The organism is Pseudanabaena sp. BC1403 (genome assembly GCF_002914585.1).
Classification (GTDB): Bacteria; Cyanobacteriota; Cyanobacteriia; order Pseudanabaenales; family Pseudanabaenaceae; genus Pseudanabaena.
Window position 1 is genome coordinate 88,921 of the sequence record NZ_PDDM01000001.1, and the last position, 16,880, is coordinate 105,800.

Annotated in this window: 18 protein-coding genes; 15 read left to right on the top strand and 3 right to left on the bottom strand. The window is 41.8% G+C overall.

Going from position 1 to position 16,880, the window contains the following annotated elements; all coding sequences use genetic code 11:
• The first annotated feature begins 213 nt into the window (after positions 1-213).
• From CQ839_RS00440 to CQ839_RS00510, 15 genes are all read left to right on the top strand, one after another.
• A complete protein-coding gene (locus CQ839_RS00440) occupies positions 214-801 on the top strand; it encodes a general stress protein (RefSeq protein ID WP_103666317.1) in 588 nt (195 codons plus the stop codon).
• 122 nt (positions 802-923) lie between these two features.
• A complete protein-coding gene (locus CQ839_RS00445; RefSeq protein ID WP_103666318.1) occupies positions 924-1,370 on the top strand; it encodes a BON domain-containing protein in 447 nt (148 codons plus the stop codon).
• A gap of 353 nt (positions 1,371-1,723) precedes the next feature.
• The gene (locus tag CQ839_RS00450) at positions 1,724-2,206 is read left to right on the top strand and encodes a hypothetical protein (RefSeq protein ID WP_103666319.1); all 483 of its coding nucleotides are present in this window, start codon (positions 1,724-1,726) and stop codon (positions 2,204-2,206) included.
• Between the two features lie 259 nt (positions 2,207-2,465).
• Complete coding sequence (locus CQ839_RS00455; RefSeq protein WP_103666320.1) at positions 2,466-2,948, top strand: DUF1269 domain-containing protein; 483 nt, start codon at positions 2,466-2,468, stop codon at positions 2,946-2,948.
• A 67-nt stretch (positions 2,949-3,015) separates the two neighbouring features.
• Entirely contained in the window at positions 3,016-3,480 is a 465-nt protein-coding gene (locus CQ839_RS00460; protein ID WP_103666321.1) for a hypothetical protein, read from the top strand.
• 240 nt (positions 3,481-3,720) lie between these two features.
• Positions 3,721-3,912, top strand: coding sequence for a hypothetical protein (locus CQ839_RS00465; RefSeq protein ID WP_103666322.1), 192 nt, complete (start codon positions 3,721-3,723; stop codon positions 3,910-3,912).
• Between the two features lie 32 nt (positions 3,913-3,944).
• Positions 3,945-5,351 (top strand): PRC-barrel domain-containing protein, encoded by a 1,407-nt coding sequence (locus CQ839_RS00470; RefSeq protein WP_103666323.1) that lies wholly within the window; start codon positions 3,945-3,947, stop codon positions 5,349-5,351.
• Positions 5,352-5,433: 82 nt separating this feature from the next.
• On the top strand, positions 5,434-7,155 hold the full coding sequence (locus CQ839_RS00475) for an HAD-IIB family hydrolase (protein ID WP_103666324.1): 1,722 nt from the start codon (positions 5,434-5,436) through the stop codon (positions 7,153-7,155).
• Between the two features lie 122 nt (positions 7,156-7,277).
• Positions 7,278-7,502, top strand: a complete 225-nt coding sequence (gene gvpA, locus CQ839_RS00480; RefSeq protein WP_103666325.1) for a gas vesicle structural protein GvpA — start codon at positions 7,278-7,280, stop codon at positions 7,500-7,502.
• Positions 7,503-7,827: 325 nt separating this feature from the next.
• Positions 7,828-8,562, top strand: coding sequence for a hypothetical protein (locus tag CQ839_RS00485; RefSeq protein WP_103666326.1), 735 nt, complete (start codon positions 7,828-7,830; stop codon positions 8,560-8,562).
• Between the two features lie 253 nt (positions 8,563-8,815).
• Positions 8,816-9,022, top strand: a complete 207-nt coding sequence (locus tag CQ839_RS00490; protein ID WP_181016037.1) for a chlorophyll a/b-binding protein — start codon at positions 8,816-8,818, stop codon at positions 9,020-9,022.
• A 56-nt stretch (positions 9,023-9,078) separates the two neighbouring features.
• Positions 9,079-9,216 (top strand): hypothetical protein, encoded by a 138-nt coding sequence (locus CQ839_RS00495; protein WP_219817699.1) that lies wholly within the window; start codon positions 9,079-9,081, stop codon positions 9,214-9,216.
• Between the two features lie 502 nt (positions 9,217-9,718).
• Positions 9,719-11,122, top strand: a complete 1,404-nt coding sequence (lpdA, locus tag CQ839_RS00500; RefSeq protein ID WP_103666327.1) for a dihydrolipoyl dehydrogenase — start codon at positions 9,719-9,721, stop codon at positions 11,120-11,122.
• A gap of 395 nt (positions 11,123-11,517) precedes the next feature.
• Positions 11,518-11,733 carry a hypothetical protein gene (locus tag CQ839_RS00505; RefSeq protein ID WP_258040576.1) on the top strand — a complete coding sequence of 72 codons (216 nt, stop codon included), beginning with the start codon at positions 11,518-11,520 and terminating at the stop codon, positions 11,731-11,733.
• Positions 11,730-12,302, top strand: coding sequence for a hypothetical protein (locus tag CQ839_RS00510; RefSeq protein WP_219817700.1), 573 nt, complete (start codon positions 11,730-11,732; stop codon positions 12,300-12,302). The genes CQ839_RS00505 and CQ839_RS00510 overlap by 4 nt, the downstream gene beginning before the upstream one ends.
• A gap of 37 nt (positions 12,303-12,339) precedes the next feature.
• Here the strand turns inward: CQ839_RS00510 and accC are convergent, their stop codons facing one another.
• The 3 genes from accC to gorA all read right to left on the bottom strand — a co-directional run bounded on the left by accC (position 12,340) and on the right by gorA (position 16,710).
• Positions 12,340-13,704, bottom strand: a complete 1,365-nt coding sequence (accC, locus tag CQ839_RS00515; protein ID WP_103666329.1) for an acetyl-CoA carboxylase biotin carboxylase subunit — start codon at positions 13,702-13,704, stop codon at positions 12,340-12,342.
• A 482-nt stretch (positions 13,705-14,186) separates the two neighbouring features.
• Positions 14,187-14,450, bottom strand: a complete 264-nt coding sequence (locus CQ839_RS25590) for a hypothetical protein (RefSeq protein WP_181016038.1) — start codon at positions 14,448-14,450, stop codon at positions 14,187-14,189.
• Between the two features lie 901 nt (positions 14,451-15,351).
• On the bottom strand, positions 15,352-16,710 hold the full coding sequence (gene gorA, locus CQ839_RS00525; protein ID WP_103666330.1) for a glutathione-disulfide reductase: 1,359 nt from the start codon (positions 16,708-16,710) through the stop codon (positions 15,352-15,354).
• Positions 16,711-16,880: the final 170 nt, after the last annotated feature.

Here is a 16,880-nt window from a genome sequence, read left to right on the forward strand (position 1 = left end):
CTCTATCTATTAATAGATTTGATATTGCTAGTAAGTCTTAATTATTTTGTAGGATGCGTTAGTAAAACGTAACGCATCAATTAGGTGTCAATGATGGATTACGCGATCGCAAACCCATCCTACATTTAATTCCAACAACTTACATACTTTAGTAAAGCCTATGTTTTCCAAGTAAAACTAAGCCACTAAGTTTGATTAACGGAGTAGAAGATTATGATCGGACAATTCAAGCGGGCTACAGGTACATTTTCTAATCATCAAAAAGCTGAATCGGCTCTCAGTGAATTGAGAGACAGTGGATTTAATATGGATCAAATTTCGATCATTGGGAATAATGTCGATCGCAATTCTGACATTACTGCTGAGCAACAAGTCCAGCATCTCAACGATCTTGACAACAAAGTGGGTGAAGGTGCTGCAACAGGCGCTGCATCTGGTGTTGCCGTTGGAGGATTAACGGGGCTACTAGTTGGACTAGGACTTGTGGCTATTCCTGGAGTTGGGCCAGTGATGTTGGCTGGCGCTGTGGCTACGACTCTGGCTACTACGCTAACGGGTGGTGCGATCGGTGCAGCCGCAGGTGGACTCATTGGCGGATTAGTTGGCTTAGGCATTCCTAAAGACCGTGCCAAAGTATATAGCGATCGCGTAGATCAAGGAGAATACTTAGTGATGGTTGACGGTTCAGAGCAAGAGATTCATCGAGCCGAAGCAATTTTACAACGTCACGGTATCCATGAATGGGGTATTTATGATTCTGCTAATGCTTCTAGTAGAACAGGCGAAGTGTCTTTGAGATAGATAGAGATGAAGAATTCAGTGGAGGCAACTCATGAATTGCGTCTACTGAATTCATAAATTTCCATCAAAGATAAATTGATTTTCACAACGATTAAATACTAATAAATTGAGGGATTTCTTCCATGAACACAAAAATTGCTTCATTACTACTAACTAATGTCCTCTTAGTTACAGTAGTAGCTTGCACCGATGCTCGAACTACCTCCGAAGCTCCTGCTCCTAGTAGCAGCCCTACTGCCTCACCACAAAACACTCAAGCAGCTATGGATGATGCTCAAAGTGCAACTCGTAAAAAACAATTGGATTCTGATATCCGCGCCCGTGAACAACGCAATGATGCAATGGGTGACACGACAAAACGACCTGATAGCGATCTTGCTAGCGAAGTTCGGAGTAAGTTAGAGGCGAATATCCCTAAAGGTAATTTGACTGTAGAGTCTAAAGATGCAAATGTCGTCGTATCAGGAACCGTTCCTTTACTAAATGACCTTGATAAAGTCAAAAGTTTGGCAATGGAAATCAAAGGAGTTAAGACTGTCACGATTAAGGCAATCGTTGCATCTAATTAATTCTCGTAAAGAATCTCCCATTGTCTAGACATAAGTCAGACTTACCCCCTTTAGAATCCATTTAAGAATTGTCTAGACCCCCCCAGCCCCCCTTAAAAAGGGGGGAGAATTAAATTCTTCCCCCTTTTTAAGGGGGATTGAGGGGGATCTCTTAGAGCTTTTGACCGCAGAAAGTAATTCTTAAATGGTTTCTAAGACAAGTGACTCTCTCTATAAAAGAAAGTCACTTGTCATTAATCAGCTATTACATTTTATTTCATAATCAATCAACTCATTCAAGAAATCAACCATTGGATTGCAATAGTATTTGCAAGAACTCAGTTCCAATTATCAATTAAATATGAGGAAATTCTATGAAAATCGCACAATTTCTAAAGCGCTTTGTGCTCATGGTCGTAGTCTGTGGATTAATTGCATTTGCTAGCGTCAATCCTGCGATCGCAGCTCAAAATGCTCCAGATCAAATCACTGATAACTTGACTCTGCCTAACATCCAGAAGAAAGCTGAAGATGCGTTAAAGGGTAGTACATACGATACTAATCCAGAATACACGTCTGACGATTCATCGAATCAAGGTTTGAATGAAATTCAAGGAACCTCTGATTTTGACAAAATGAAGCGAAGCTCGAATGAAGATACTCCTCCTGTTGTGAAGCAAGCAGAAAAGGCTTTTGACAAAGCTGGAAATAACATTAGCTCTGTAAAAGATGACACCTTAGATAAGGCAGGTGATGCAGCTAACTATATCAAAGACAAGACAGGAGATGCTCTCAAATCACTGACTGGGAAAGCTTCTGATACTGCTAAAGCGATCAAAAACAAGGTCAAATCCTAATTTTGTTTAGGGTTTATGCATCAAATACGTGCGCTTTAAAGTAGAGGCAATTCATGAATTACCCCCTACTCTAAGAAACCATTTAAGAATTACTTTCTGCGGTCAAAAGCTCTAAGAGATCCCCCTCAATCCCCCTTAAAAAGGGGGAAGAATTTAATTCTCCCCCCTTTTTAAGGGGGTCTGGGGGGGGATCTAGATAATTCTTAAATGGTTTCTAAAACATTGCGAATAGAACAAAAATCATAATCTGGAGAAATAAATGAGTAGTCTAATTGCTGTTGGTTTTAAAGATGAATTCACTGCTGATGTAGTTATATTGGAACTCCGAAAGCTGCAAAAAGAGCATCTAATTGATTTAGAAGATGCAGCGATCGTGATCAGAAATAAAGATGGAAAAGTAAAGATTAAGCAGACTCAAGAGCTGACTGCTGAGGGAGCATTAAGCGGGGGCTTCTGGGGGCTACTATTTGGCTTTATTTTTTTTAATCCTCTCTTGGGTTGGGCTGTTGGTGCGATCGCAGGTGGGATTTCTGGTGCATTGACAGATATCGGGATTGATGACAACTTTATCCGAGAAGTGGGCAGTACCATTGAGCCCAGCACCTCAGCAATTTTTGTGTTAGTCAGGAGAGCTACACCTGACAAAGTATTAGAAGATCTCAGCAGGTTTGAAGGCAAAGTTCTAAAGACTTCTCTCTCAAATGAAGATGAGGCAAAGCTACAAGCTATTCTCACAAAATAATAACATCCAGAATGGTCGGTACAAAACACCGACCATTCTGGCAATTTAAATAATTAAAGAAGGTTATATGTTTCTAAAATCATTTCAGTCAAAGCTTTTGGTCGTTTTTGGATTGCTTCTAAGTTTGCCTTTTACATCCTCTGCTCAAGCAGACGAATGTTATCCTCTAAATGTAATCGGAGGCACTGGCACGACTGTGAAAAAAACTGTTTCTCCTTTTAGTACATTAGTAACCAGTAACAATTGGAATACTGATTTCTCTGTGCCTAGCGATCGCTCTTTTAATAGTTATGAGGCGACTATTGTTCCTGAAAACAATGCTAACTATGATGTAGAGCTAAGCTTAAAGTATCGCGATCGCAGTTCTAGTCGGGCTTATAAAAAAGATAATGTAGCAGTTAAGGTTGGTCAACCGCTAAGACTAATGGGTGTACCACAATCGCCTAGCAATCCTTTTCAAGTCAATGTATTTGTGGGTGGACTCAATGCGATCGGCAATACCTACAGTGTTTCGGTCGAAGGATGTATTTAAAACTGCGATCAAACGCAAACCCATAAGGTAACGCCCCGCAGGGGCTCAACCTTATGGGTTTGCGTAATTTATTTTGTGAAAGCACTTACAGGCATAGATGTAAGTAGATTTTGTAACACTTTATTGCAAAGTAACTCAATTCAATCAATTCAATCAAGAAACTAAACATGCTTCTGTAATGGTATGAACATAGAGGAATTTTAAATTTGTCTATGCATCTCTAAAATTGCGAGAAAATATATGCCTAGACTTGTAGGAAAGAAAAATAACTCTGCTTTATATACTGGTTTAGCAATGCTCATTGCTGCTGCTGGAGTTGTAGCATTGGAATACTTTGGAGTAATTGATTTCGCTCCTAATTTTGGGAAGGATGCTGAAGTAAAAAGCACCTCTACTATCCAACCTGTAAAAACTAACAAACCTGTCAATTAAAGTTGGCTTTTATCAAATTTTAGGAGAATGAAATGCGCAATGGTAAAGGGATGATTGGTAAGCCTATAGTCGCCTATGACTCTGGGGAAGAATTCAACTCAATTGTGGACCTGGTTTTTGATCAAGAGAGTAATCAATTATTAGGTTTTCTTGTTGATGAGAGTGGTTGGTTTAGTGATGCGTTGGTATTGCCTTTAACTAATGTTCAGGCGATCGGCGCTGATGCCGTAATTGTAGCATCCAGAGATGCGATAGATTCTGCTAGAGAATTCCCACAGATTCAGAATATTTTAGAAAGAGATAATACCTTGAAAGGCACGAGGATCATGACTCTTGATGGGCGTGATTTGGGGACAATGGTTGACCTTTACTTCGATGATACTAGTGGCGCGATCGAAGGATATGAAGTGTCTGGTGGTATCTTCGCGGATGCCTACTCTGGACGTTCTTTTGTTCCTGCTCCTGACACCCTCAAGATTGGTGAAGATATTGCCTTTGTGCCTTCTGAAACTGCTGATCTAATGCAAGAGCAAGTAGGCGGAATTAGAGGTGCTATGCAAACTGCAAGTGGGAAAGTGCAGGAAATGGCGCAATTTACAGGAGAAAAAGCTCAAGAAGCAGCGCAATTTACAGGTGAGAAGTTTCAAGAAGCGACTACATTTGCAGGTACTAGCTTTACTAATGCTATTGTTGACACCGAAGAACAAGAAGCTTTTATATTAGGAAAAGTTTCTCAAAAAACTGTAGAAACTACCGACGGCATAGCTTTAATTCATGAAGGACAGATTGTGAATTCATCACATATCTTGGCTGCTCGGAACCTGAATATGACCAACGAACTCTATCATGCAACGGGAGGACGTGTGACAGAGAGACTGGGCGACAGATTGTCAGGTACTATTACAGGTATTGGCGCAAATATTGGTATTGAGCAAGCCCAAGGTCGGCGAGTGAACAAGATGATTTTTACGCCTGAAGGCTCAGTTGTGGCTGTGGAAGGTCAAATTGTGACTCCAAAAGTAATTGAAAGAGCCAAGACTCATCATCAGGAACAAGCTCTGTTAGAAGCAGTTGGGTTAACCACTGGCGATGCTTTGCGAGTTACTGGGTCTAATGTCGGACAACAGGTCAAGGATGGAGCTAAGGGACTATGGGAGCAGGTAAAAGAAACTGCAAGTAATTTGCAAGATCATGGCACTCAAGCATACGAGGATAAAAGAATTAAAGGTGCTTTGGGTCGTCCTGTAACTCGTGTGATTCTCGATCGCAATGATGAGGTGATTCTCAATGTCGGGGAATTAATTACCCATCAGGCGATCGCTATTTCCCGCGATGCTGATGTCCTAGAAGTTCTATTGGACTCAGTTTATACTGAGACACCAACGCTCTCTCTAGATGACTTACGCGCTCCTGAGTCTGGCAAAGCTGCTTTAAGCTAAATTACTCATCAAAAGTCGGAAAGTTTCGCCCGAACGGGCGAAACTTTCCGACTTTTGGCAATTAAGTACTTATTCAAAACTTATGCACTATTTAATATTAGCTACAGATTACGATGGAACCTTAGCAGAGAATGGGAAAGTATCAGAGGCGACTCTAGATGCACTTAAACGATTACAAAAAACTGGACGGAAGCTGATTTTAGTTACAGGAAGACAGCTAGAAGATATTTGCGATGTATTTCCCGAAGTAGATTTATTTGATTGTGTCGTGGCTGAAAATGGAGCCGTAATCTACTTCCCTACAACTCGCGAAGAATTATTGCTAGGTAGTTTACCTCCTGAAAATTTTTTACGGGCTTTGCGATCGCGTAATATCGATCCCCTCTCTATCGGCAAAGTAATCGTCGCAACATGGGAACCCAACGAAAACGAAGTACTGACTACAATTAGAGAACTGGGACTAGATCTACAGGTGATCTTTAACAAAGGGGCAGTGATGGTTTTGCCAGCGGGAGTTAACAAGGCTGCGGGGCTTAGTGAAGCATTAAGCAAAATGGGATTGTCTGTCCGAAATACAGTAGCGGTAGGAGATGCTGAGAATGATCTTGCTTTCCTGAAATTATGTGAGTTTTCTGTAGCCGTATCTAATGCCTTACCTTCGGTGAAGAGCGAAGTGGATTGGGTGACTCAAGCAAGTCGAGGTGATGGTGTAGTTGAATTAATCGAGCGATTATTAACCCTAGACCTTACAGAAGATCTGCGAGAATCTTCAATTTTGCCTGATCGCCATCGTATCTTATTAGGAAAGCTTGATGCCAACCAAGATATCTATATTCAGCCGCTAAATCACAATATTCTATTAGCGGGCATTTCTGGTGGTGGCAAATCGACTCTAGCGACGGGATTGATCGAGAGATTTATCGATAAAGGCTATCAGGTCTGCATCATAGATCCTGAGGGTGACTATCAACCATTTGAACAGACAGTAGTATTAGGAAATGCTCAGCAGATTCCTACTTCAGCAGAAGTTTTGACAGCTTTGAGTAAACCAGAACAGAACCTAATCGTTAATTTAATGGGTGTAAAAATCGACGATCGCCCGTTATTTCTTGCACAATTACTACCTTCTCTACTAGAAATGCGTGTACGGACAGGTAGACCGCATTGGATCGTCATTGACGAAGTGCATCATATGTTCCCTTCGACATGGGACGCAGCTGTGACTTTACCCCAGTCTGTCAATGGCATTTTGATGGTTACAGTTCATCCTGAACATGTGGCGACCTCGGCTTTATTGCTAGTTGATACATTGATTGCGGTAAAGTCACCAATGCAAACATTTACTGATTTTTGTAATGCCATAGGACATCAGCTACCGATTGCTCCGTTACCCACAGAACTTGCATCAGGATCAGGAGTAGCTTGGCTTCTCAATACCAAAGAGCAACCATTTGAATTTGAAGTAATTCTCCCCTTGCAAGAACGTCAACGGCATATGCGAACCTATGCTGAAGGTAATTTGGGTAGCGATCGCTGTTTCTTTTTTAGAGGCGAAGGTGGCAAGTTAAATTTAAAAGCGCAAAATCTCATTATGTTTATTCAGCTTGCCGAAGGAGTTGACGATCACACTTGGCTATATCATTTACATTTGCATGATTACTCAAATTGGCTACAAAATTCAATTAAAGACAAATCCTTAGCAAAAGAGGTCAGGGAGATTGAAACAACTTCGTATCTTTCACCTGTTGATAGTCGAGATCGCATTAAATCTGCGATCGAGAACCGATACACCTTGCCTGCTTGAGCTCATTAGAATAATTTCATGTCATCAATCTTAAACTTATTGGTAATCAATCAATTTATTCACGAAGTCAAACATGACCATGTGAATGTATTAGATATAGTTAACTCAAGGAGATCATTACTATGGCAGTCGAGAAAGTCAACTCTTCCTCTAGCTTGGCGGAAGTCATTGATCGCATTTTGGATAAGGGCATCGTCATTGATGCATGGGTAAGAGTCTCTTTGGGGGGAATCGAACTATTTTCAATCGAAGCTCGTGTAGTTATTGCCTCGGTAGAAACATACCTCAAGTATGCTGAAGCTGTTGGTTTGACGACATCGACGGCAGTAAACAAAAGTTATTCATAATAACTTTTACCATTTTTCCCTTAAGAGTAAATTTAGTTTTCTGACTATAAAATAGTCACTGTATAAAAACGAATCTAGTTGATCGAAAAAACTACAGATCTCTCGCCTGCTGATAGTCGCGATCGCATTAAAACCGTGATCGAAAAACGCTACACCATAACTGTTTGAGACCATATCTTAATCAAGAATATTTAGACGATCTCCATCCCAATCCTTAAGCTGCTATTAAACTTTATCTGTAATCAATCAATTCATTCATGATGTCAAACATGGCTATGTCAAGTTTGATATGTAGAGAACTGTATGATTTACAAAGAGAAAATCCATGAAATTCAATTTTTCCGTTGGCATCTTTCTATTAATGATTGGGAATTCTATTGCTGGAGTAGAAGCTCAGACAACTAATTCATCTCCATGTGGATGGGTAAAGAGCTGTTCGAGCACACTCAACAAGAAGGAAATCAGTAGATCTATACCGCCTTCGACAAGTTTAGAGGCTGCTCAAAGTCCCATTCAATTGCCAGAAGGCGAAGTGTCAACAGTAGCAGAACTGACAGCCGTACCTCAACAAAATTTAGGCATTATTAAAAGATCTGACAACTTCATTGCGCAAATTACCCCTCCGACTGATAGTAATGGCAACCGCATATTTAGGTCTACTCGTTCTGGTCCCAGCTATTTTGGAGGTGGAGCTAACTTCGGATTAACTGGTGGAAGTGATTTAGGTGGTACAAGCTTTGCCGTTATTAGCAAACTCGGTTTGACTGAGACTATATCAGTGCGTCCAAATGTTCTAATCCTGAGAGACTTTGCAACCATTCTACTTCCTGTAACTTATGATTTTGCTCCGCAGCAGCCTTTTGGAGATTTTCAGTTCTCTCCTTATCTAGGTGGTGGAATTGCAATTAATACTGGTTCTAACAGTAGTGTAGGTTTATTGCTTACGGGAGGTATTGACATCCCTCTATCATCCACATTCACGATTAATGTAGCTGCAAATCTAGCCTTTTTGCGTACAACTGATTTGGGCATTCTGGTTGGTATTGGCTATAACTTTTAAATTTTGTGAGTAAGAGATTTTTTAAAAGTGTTGCAGAACAACACTTTTAAAAAATCTCTTTTAAAAAATCTCTTGGTTTTTAAGAAATCGCAAGGCACTGCATGTTCACTTCTAAGCTGCCATGATTAATATTTAAGAAGTATTCATGCAGAGTATACGTTGTTAGCTATTCTGCAACATGATTTCCACCATAAGCATGAGATTGTATGGGAAGTTGCGAGATAAATAGATTTTAATTTTTGGAGAAATGACTATGCAAACTAACAACCCACAAGCTGAAGCTGCCGAAGTAATGATGCGTAATTCATGGATTACAGGATTTACTCCTCAAGCAGAACTTTGGAACGGTCGTCTTGCTATGATTGGCTTTGTATCTGCGATCGCAATTGAATTGTTGACCCATCATGGGGTTCTGCGTTTCTGGGGTATTTTATCGTCAGGGGTAGTTCCAGGTTCATAGATGCTCTGGCAAATTGCTCTGGCAAATCCACTTTTTTTATAAATTTGGAGTCAAAAATGCAAAAGTATATCTGTAAAACCTATGGATATGCCAACGATCCCACAGTTGACGCTCCAGACTCAGGCATCGAACTTGACACTCCTTTTGGACTTTGCCCGATGATTGGGTTTGTCCCCGAAGATACGCCAGCATAAGGATGTTCCATACATGGAATCAGTCTAATCTCCCAATACCAAAACACAAAGTGGCGTAGCCACTTTGTGTTTTTAGAACCCTGACAGGGTTTGGTTTTTAACTCATAGAAGTGTTGTCACACTTTTGTGAATTAGTATTACTGAGATTTGGCAGACAGCTATCTGCTATCTACTGATGCTGTGTGCCAAACTTTCTGCTATTTGTCCTAACTATCCCTCATTTGCCATAACATATCGTTTTTCCCAATGACTCAAATTCTTTGCCCTGTGTAGACCTATTTTTAGAGAAGCCCGTAAAGAACTGGGAACTCCTGCGGAGATTTTGATTCAGCCTTACTAAATTATTACAAAATTCTGCATAAGTAATTATTGCAATTAAGATGCTTTAATGAATTTTATGGATAAGCTGTAGTGATTTCCTTGGCAGCTATATCTTGTCAAGGCTAACAGGGTGCACAAACGATGCAAAAATAGTAGATCGATTCTACTGGAGAAAGATTAGGTGTCGGACAAATTTGATTACGATTTGATCATTATTGGCGCTGGTGTTGGTGGACATGGCGCAGCCCTCCATGCAGTCGCTTGTGGCTTAAAAACAGCGATCGTTGAAGATGGTGTGATGGGCGGAACCTGCGTCAATCGCGGTTGTATTCCTTCAAAGGCACTATTGGCGGCTTCGGGACGTGTACGGGAAATGCGAGCAAAGTCTCACCTTAAAGCGTTAGGAATTGAGGTAGGTGAAGTGAATTTTGATCGCGGCGCGATCGCAAGTCATGCCGACAACTTAGTACTGAAATTGCGCGGCGACTTGACCAATAGCCTCAAACGATTAGGCGTAAATATTTTGGAAGGTCGTGGTCGTGTAGCAGGTGTGCAAAAAGTCAGCGTTGGCGATAAGACTTACACCACCAAAGACATTATTCTTGCCACTGGTTCCGAGCCATTTGTTCCTCGCGGTATTCAAATCGATGGCAAAACCGTCTATACAAGCGATCAGGCTGTACGTTTAGAAACCTTGCCCCAATGGGTCGCGATTATCGGTAGCGGCTATATCGGTCTCGAATTTGCGGATGTCTATACGGCGCTTGGTTCTGAAGTAACGATGATCGAAGCTTTGGATGTATTGATGCCAGGATTCGATCCTGATATTGCCAAGATTGCCGAGCGCGTATTGCTGAAGCCTCGCGACATCGAAACCAGAACTGGCGTATTTGCCACCAAAATTACCGCAGGTTCACCTGTCAAGATTGAGCTAACTGATGCTAAGACCAAGAAAGTTATTGAGGTCTTAGAAGTAGATGCTTGCTTAGTCGCCACAGGTCGGATTCCGCTAACTAAGGATCTTGGTTTAGAAACTGTGGGTATTGCGCCAAATCAACGCGGATTTATTGATGTTGATGACACAATGGCAACTTCAGTTCCACATCTATGGGCAATCGGTGATGCTACTGGCAAAATGATGTTAGCTCATGCTGCTTCGGCTCAAGGTATTGTCGCTGTCGAAAATATTTGCGATCGCCCTGCAACAGTCGATTATCAGAGCATTCCTGCGGCGGCGTTCACCCATCCTGAAGTTAGCTTTGTCGGCTTGACCGAACCACAGGCAAAGGAAAAGGGTGCGGCGGAAGGCTTTAAGGTTGGCACTGCTAAGTCTTACTTTAAGGGCAATTCCAAAGCGATCGCAGAGGGAGAAACCGATGGTCTCGCGAAGATTGTTTACCGTGAAGATACTGGCGAGCTTTTGGGTGTGCATATCATTGGTATCCATGCTTCGGACTTGATTCATGAGGCATCGGCAGCAATACGCGATCGGCAAACGGTGCAGAAGTTAGCGACGATTGTTCACGCGCACCCAACGCTCAGCGAAGTCTTGGATGAGGCTTACAAACGCGCCGCACATATTTAATTAAAAAAGCATCCCGATGGGGTGCTTTTTTTATGTCCATTTGCGATCGCGATTAAAATCCAAATCTCCGCGTCCTAAAAACTATTTGAGAATATCTATCTGTTACCTACTACCAGAAAGTTGCAAATATTTGAGTTTAAAAGTGTCTGCGACAAATTTTAGCTTGCTCCGTTCCAAAAACGCTCTATGAAGTCTAGATATTTGCAACAAAAACGATCAAGCAATTTTTACGTTGATGACTACTTTCAAGGGGCTAGGTTAGTCAAAATTACGAGATCGGATAAATTCACACAATAAAGCAATATATTCTGATTTTTTAGTGTAGCATACAGTAACACTACCTAGAGTTAATAAGAGATACTATATTGATAGTCATTGTTAGAGAGTAAAATCTTGTGAATGAGTTGCTTGTGAAGACCTTGCCATCAAAATTACCTAGAGTCGCCGTCTATCTCGATGCTGACATGAAAAAAGATTTGGAGACACTTGCTAAATTAGATAAGCGAAGCGTTTCTAACCTCATCTATGCTTGGGTTGTAGATAATATTGAGGCTGCCAAGCGAGAGGGAAAATTAGGCGATCGCACCAGTACCAATAGTCAAAAATCATGAGTAAGTCCATAAAAGCAACCCGCGCAACTGTTGCGATCAGTGGTTTAACCGTTGATGCTTTCATGCTCCCTGACGGGAGTTATCGAATGTCGCAAACACAAGCGGCTGAATGTATTGGTGATGATGCTGTTTACGCCCGAAACTTTTTAATCTCTAAGCCATTCAAAAGCTTACGAGGTGAAGGTTATACGCCCGAAACTTTTGAGGTTGAACCAACTAAATCAGTTAGAGGACAAACACGCATTCAAGGATGGTCACTTGATGTTGTCTATGCCTACTGGGTTTATAGGTGTTTTAAGGGCAGTAAATCAGCATTTAGCCTTGTTATAGCGCTCGGTACAGAGTCCTTAGAACGTAGATTTGATGATGCTTTTGGCGTAGTTCGCACAGAACAAGAGCGGAATGATGCTACTACAGCAAGAATCAAAGCTCTCGAAAAAGATCTTGATAATTTGGGTGAAGGCTTTGCGATCGATGCTGACAAGGATCGAGAAATTGCTTATTTGACTTCATTACTTAAAGAAAATGGTATCGAGCCTTATGGTTTACCAAGTAGCGATCGCACTTAGTTTTAAATAAAAAAAGCACCCCGTCGGGGTGCTTTTTTTATTCTTGTTCCGCAAGTCTCGCTTGCAGCAATGGCACATAGTTGGTGTACACATGCCCTAATCTAAATTCCTCATCATCTAAAACCTTCTGATGAAAAGGAATCGTCGTTGGTACGCCTGTAATGGCACATTCCCGCAAAGCCCGCTTCATGCGTAAAATCGCCGCATTGCGATCGCTACCCCAGACAATCAACTTCGCAATCAGCGAATCATAATAGGGGGGAATCACATAATCGGTATAAACATGGGAATCCATGCGAACACCAGGCCCACCAGGAGGTAAATATCCACTGATGCGACCAGGATTCGGACGGAAATTGTGATCGGGATCTTCGGCATTGATCCGACATTCGATCGCATGACCACGAATCTCTATTTCCTTTTGCTGGAATCGCAGCTTCTCGCCTTGGGCAACTCGTAACTGCTCGGCAATCAAGTCAATACCCGTGATCATCTCCGTTACAGGATGCTCGACTTGGATACGAGTATTCATTTCCATGAAATAAAACTTGCCGTATTTGTCCAGTAAAAACTCGACAGTACCCACACCGAGATAATTAATCGCTTTAGCCGCCTTTACCGCCGCATCACCCATTCTTTCACGCAATTTTGGATTGACGGCACTGCTAGGCGCTTCTTCTAGTAGTTTTTGGTGGCGACGTTGGATCGAGCAATCTCTTTCCCCCAAATGCACCACATGACCATGCATATCCGCCAAGATTTGCACTTCAATATGGCGTGGCTCCTCAATGACTTTCTCAATATAGACCCCACCATTCCCAAAAGCTGCTTCTGCCTCGCCTTGGGCAGCACGTAATAAACGTAATAAATCATCAGGATTGATGACCAGACGCATACCGCGACCGCCACCACCTGCTGTCGCCTTAATCATGACGGGGTAGCCAATATCTTCAGCAATTTTGATCGCTTGCTCTTCCGACTCGATTAAGCCTTCACTTCCAGGAATAGTCGGCACGCCCGCTTTCTGCATCGTCTTTTTGGCAGTGGACTTATCGCCCATTGAGCGGATCGAGTTAGGGCTTGGCCCCACAAACATCAAGTTATGATCAGCACAAATTTCGGCAAATCTGGCATTTTCTGATAAGAAGCCATAGCCAGGGTGAATAGCAGTGGCATTATGGGTAAGAGCTGCCGAAATAATATTGGGAATATTTAGATAGCTTTTGCTGCTGGGCGAGTCGCCAATGCAGACAGCTTCATGGGCTAGTTGTACATGCAAAGAGTTGCGATCAACATCGGAATAAACAGCAACTGTCGGAATTCCGAGTTCTTCGCAAGTCCGAATAATTCGGAGGGCAATTTCACCTCGATTGGCAATCAGTAGTTTGGCGATGGGAGCCATGTTTCAGAACGGTAATTGGTGTTAAGTGTTGGGTAATCGGTGATTGGTTGATCTGTTTTGGTAGGTTGCAAATCCCGATTGAGCTTTCAGTCATTGATTTACATTTTTGTTAGTAGTCGATGACCTAAAGCTTTTGAATTTTAACTTTTTTTGGTAGCTATATTGATTAAGTTTATTGCTACTGACATCTCAAAAGAGGAGAGTTCGCGCAAAGCACTGCCATTCGTGACCCAAGAATTGATTGGCGGCGCTTCGCGCCGCCAATCAATTCTTGGGTTTTATGTACTGGTAAACTTGGCGACAGCTATAGGTTAGCTGAGCGAAATCGAAGCGATCGCGTAGGGCAACCATAATAAATTCATCCTATAAAATTTTAAGCTCTCTCAGATTTGATCAACTGGTGAATCAGATCTAAGAGAGCTATTTTTCTATTGTAGGTGCTTGCATCTAAATCCTAATTGCCTCGCCTTCTAACTATGAAGCTAAGCGCTCACAGCAACAATATCTCTACGAGAATTATTGCTGTGAGGTTGTTGGGCTAGAGGTGTGAAGCGGATAGAAATTGGCTTGGGTCGTGGCTCTGATGGTAATCCTGGAGCATAGGACTCTAGAACATGGCCACTACGAGTACACATTACTAATAGATAGTCACATGCTTCGCATTGGGTCTTGACTTGAGCGAGATATGAAAGGTGGTGACGTTCAGCGATCGCACCACAATTAGGGCAATGTATAGATTCAATCATTTCTGTTAAGTCCTTAAATATATAAGTAAATTTAAATAAGTATTGATGAAAAAAATTTGAGCCAACTGAATTTATGAGAGATTTTTAATGAACTTAGAACTGTTACATTATTTTTCTCGATTATTGAGGCTTTGTAATGGGTTCATCACAAGAAATGGCTAAATTTATTAGGATTTAAAAATTCGCTAGGTCTTGTCAGAAGTATTTCTAAAGGAATAGTTAGAAATTTTAAATGAGTTTTGAAACTTAGTTTCAGACAAGTATGTGCGAGATAAACTTATAACATCAATTTCAATCATGCATCGATTATAAGCATCAAAAATGGGGATCATTGCCAGATAGGCGATCCCCGCCTTATAAATGGGGAGAACTAATTACTAGACCCTGCTTGGCAGTAGGAGAGTGATTGATGATTAAAAAATAGTTAAAGAATAATATTCAACATAAAAAGTCATATAAATCTTTACAAGAATTGCATTGCTGAGTGAATATAAATTTTTTAAGAAATCTCATTATTTTAAATATTTCTTTACAGTAGCCAATAATTTAGTCAACAATCAGCAATTTAAATCATGTAACCAATTTTCGGATCTGCAACGCTTACCTTACTGCCATCCTGTAATACCAATCCACAAAAGTGTGACAACACTTCTGTGGATTAAAAAGTAAACCCTGTAAGGGTTTTACAGTAATTCTCATTATGAAACCGATTTTGGTGTTTCCAGCGCCGAAGGCGTTGGAAACACCAAAATCGGTTGTTGGAAAGCCCGCCAACGGCGGGCTTTCCAACAACCGATTTTTATAATGAGAATTGCTGAGGGTTTTAAAAACACAGAGTGGCGTAGCCACTTTGTGTTTTGGTATAAATGAAATAATTTTTATGCTGTCTTGCATTCACCAATCAACGCATCGTCATGAATTCTTCGGCGGCAGTGGGATGCATTGCCATCGTGTTGTCAAGATCTTTTTTGCAACCGCCCATCGTTACAACTAGCGACATGCCTTGAATGATTTCTGCGGCATCTTTGCCCACCATTTGTAGACCCAAAACCCGTTCTTCTTCGCCGACTACGATTAGTTTCATCATCGTTTTTGCCTCTCCGCCAGCAAGGCTATAGAACATCGGGCGAAATTTGGTTTTATAAACTTTTACGCGATCGCCATACAGATCTCGTGCTTTTTCTTCAGATAGACCAACGGTAGCGGCTTCGGGCTGAGAGAATACTGCTGAGGGAATATTGGTATGACTGATGAATCTGGGCGTATGACCATAGACCGTATCAGCAAAGGCGCGACCTTCTGCGATCGCAACAGGTGTTAGATTCACCCGATTGGTACAATCCCCGATCGCATAGATATGCGGTTGATTGGTGCAACTATCTTCTTTGACTGCGATCGCGCCATTAACAACTTCGATTCCTGCTTGTTCCAAACTTAGAGGCGCGAGATTTGGTTTTCGACCTGTTGCCGCTAAAACGGTATCAACGTTGATTTGCTGGGCGTTGCCATCACCATCATTAAAGGAAATTGTGAGATCGTTCTCATGCTTAGCAATCGTGAGGGATTCGCTGTCAACCCCAATATGAAAGTTAATTCCGTGGCTAACCATCCCTTCTTGGACATTGGTTCGCACATCGTTATCAAAGCCTTTTAAAATTGAATGATCGCGAATTATTTGCGTCACCTCAGCCCCTAGTCCGCGCATGATTCCTGCAAACTCAGTACCGATATAACCACCCCCAATCACTGCAAAACGCTGTGGAAATTGCGGCAATAAAAACATTTCTTTGGAAGTAATGGCATATTCCATACCCGCTAAATTTGGCTTGGCGGCTTCACCTCCGACAGCGATCAGAATGCGTTCGGCAGTAAATTGGCGATCGCCTACCGCCACAGTATGCGCGTCAACAAATTTGGCAAATCCTGAAATTAGCTCGACATTACTTTTCTCTAAAAAACTAATGTGCAGTTTATTTAAGCGCAATACTTCGGTTTGAATAGCATCGCGGAGTTTGCTCCAGTCAAGCTTGCCTGCGGGAATTTCCCAGCCATAACCTGCCGCCTCTTGAGGAAAATGCGAAAAATGTGATGCATAGACCATTAGCTTTTTGGGTACGCAGCCACGAATCACACAAGTACCACCTACGAGGTCACCTTCTGCGATCGCAACTTTTGCGCCAAATGTGGCGGCACGTTTGGAGGCGGCAAGTCCGCCACTGCCCGCCCCAATCACAAATAAATCGTAATCAAAACTTGTCATATTTTTTTATAGGCTTTTTTGTAAGTATAGATCTCCCCCAGCCCCCGTTAAAAAGCTCCCTTGTACTCTGCACTCATCGCAAACGCCCTGCACTCAAGTGCGGGCTAAAAGCTAAAACCCGTTGAAACGGGTTGCAGCAATTCTCATTATAAAAATCGGTTTCATAATGA

Excerpts from the sequence above, each read along its gene's own strand:
- CQ839_RS00440 (WP_103666317.1), top strand. The coding sequence starts at position 214 with ATGATCGGACAATTCAAGCGGGCTACAGGTACATTTTCTAATCATCAA.
- CQ839_RS00445 (WP_103666318.1), top strand. The coding sequence starts at position 924 with ATGAACACAAAAATTGCTTCATTACTACTAACTAATGTCCTCTTAGTT.
- CQ839_RS00450 (WP_103666319.1), top strand. The coding sequence starts at position 1,724 with ATGAAAATCGCACAATTTCTAAAGCGCTTTGTGCTCATGGTCGTAGTC.
- CQ839_RS00455 (WP_103666320.1), top strand. The coding sequence starts at position 2,466 with ATGAGTAGTCTAATTGCTGTTGGTTTTAAAGATGAATTCACTGCTGAT.
- CQ839_RS00460 (WP_103666321.1), top strand. The coding sequence starts at position 3,016 with ATGTTTCTAAAATCATTTCAGTCAAAGCTTTTGGTCGTTTTTGGATTG.
- CQ839_RS00465 (WP_103666322.1), top strand. The coding sequence starts at position 3,721 with ATGCCTAGACTTGTAGGAAAGAAAAATAACTCTGCTTTATATACTGGT.
- CQ839_RS00470 (WP_103666323.1), top strand. The coding sequence starts at position 3,945 with ATGCGCAATGGTAAAGGGATGATTGGTAAGCCTATAGTCGCCTATGAC.
- CQ839_RS00475 (WP_103666324.1), top strand. The coding sequence starts at position 5,434 with ATGCACTATTTAATATTAGCTACAGATTACGATGGAACCTTAGCAGAG.
- gvpA (WP_103666325.1), top strand. The coding sequence starts at position 7,278 with ATGGCAGTCGAGAAAGTCAACTCTTCCTCTAGCTTGGCGGAAGTCATT.
- CQ839_RS00485 (WP_103666326.1), top strand. The coding sequence starts at position 7,828 with ATGAAATTCAATTTTTCCGTTGGCATCTTTCTATTAATGATTGGGAAT.
- CQ839_RS00490 (WP_181016037.1), top strand. The coding sequence starts at position 8,816 with ATGCAAACTAACAACCCACAAGCTGAAGCTGCCGAAGTAATGATGCGT.
- CQ839_RS00495 (WP_219817699.1), top strand. The coding sequence starts at position 9,079 with ATGCAAAAGTATATCTGTAAAACCTATGGATATGCCAACGATCCCACA.
- CQ839_RS00510 (WP_219817700.1), top strand. The coding sequence starts at position 11,730 with ATGAGTAAGTCCATAAAAGCAACCCGCGCAACTGTTGCGATCAGTGGT.
- accC (WP_103666329.1), bottom strand. The coding sequence starts at position 13,704 with ATGGCTCCCATCGCCAAACTACTGATTGCCAATCGAGGTGAAATTGCC.
- CQ839_RS25590 (WP_181016038.1), bottom strand. The coding sequence starts at position 14,450 with ATGATTGAATCTATACATTGCCCTAATTGTGGTGCGATCGCTGAACGT.
- gorA (WP_103666330.1), bottom strand. The coding sequence starts at position 16,710 with ATGACAAGTTTTGATTACGATTTATTTGTGATTGGGGCGGGCAGTGGC.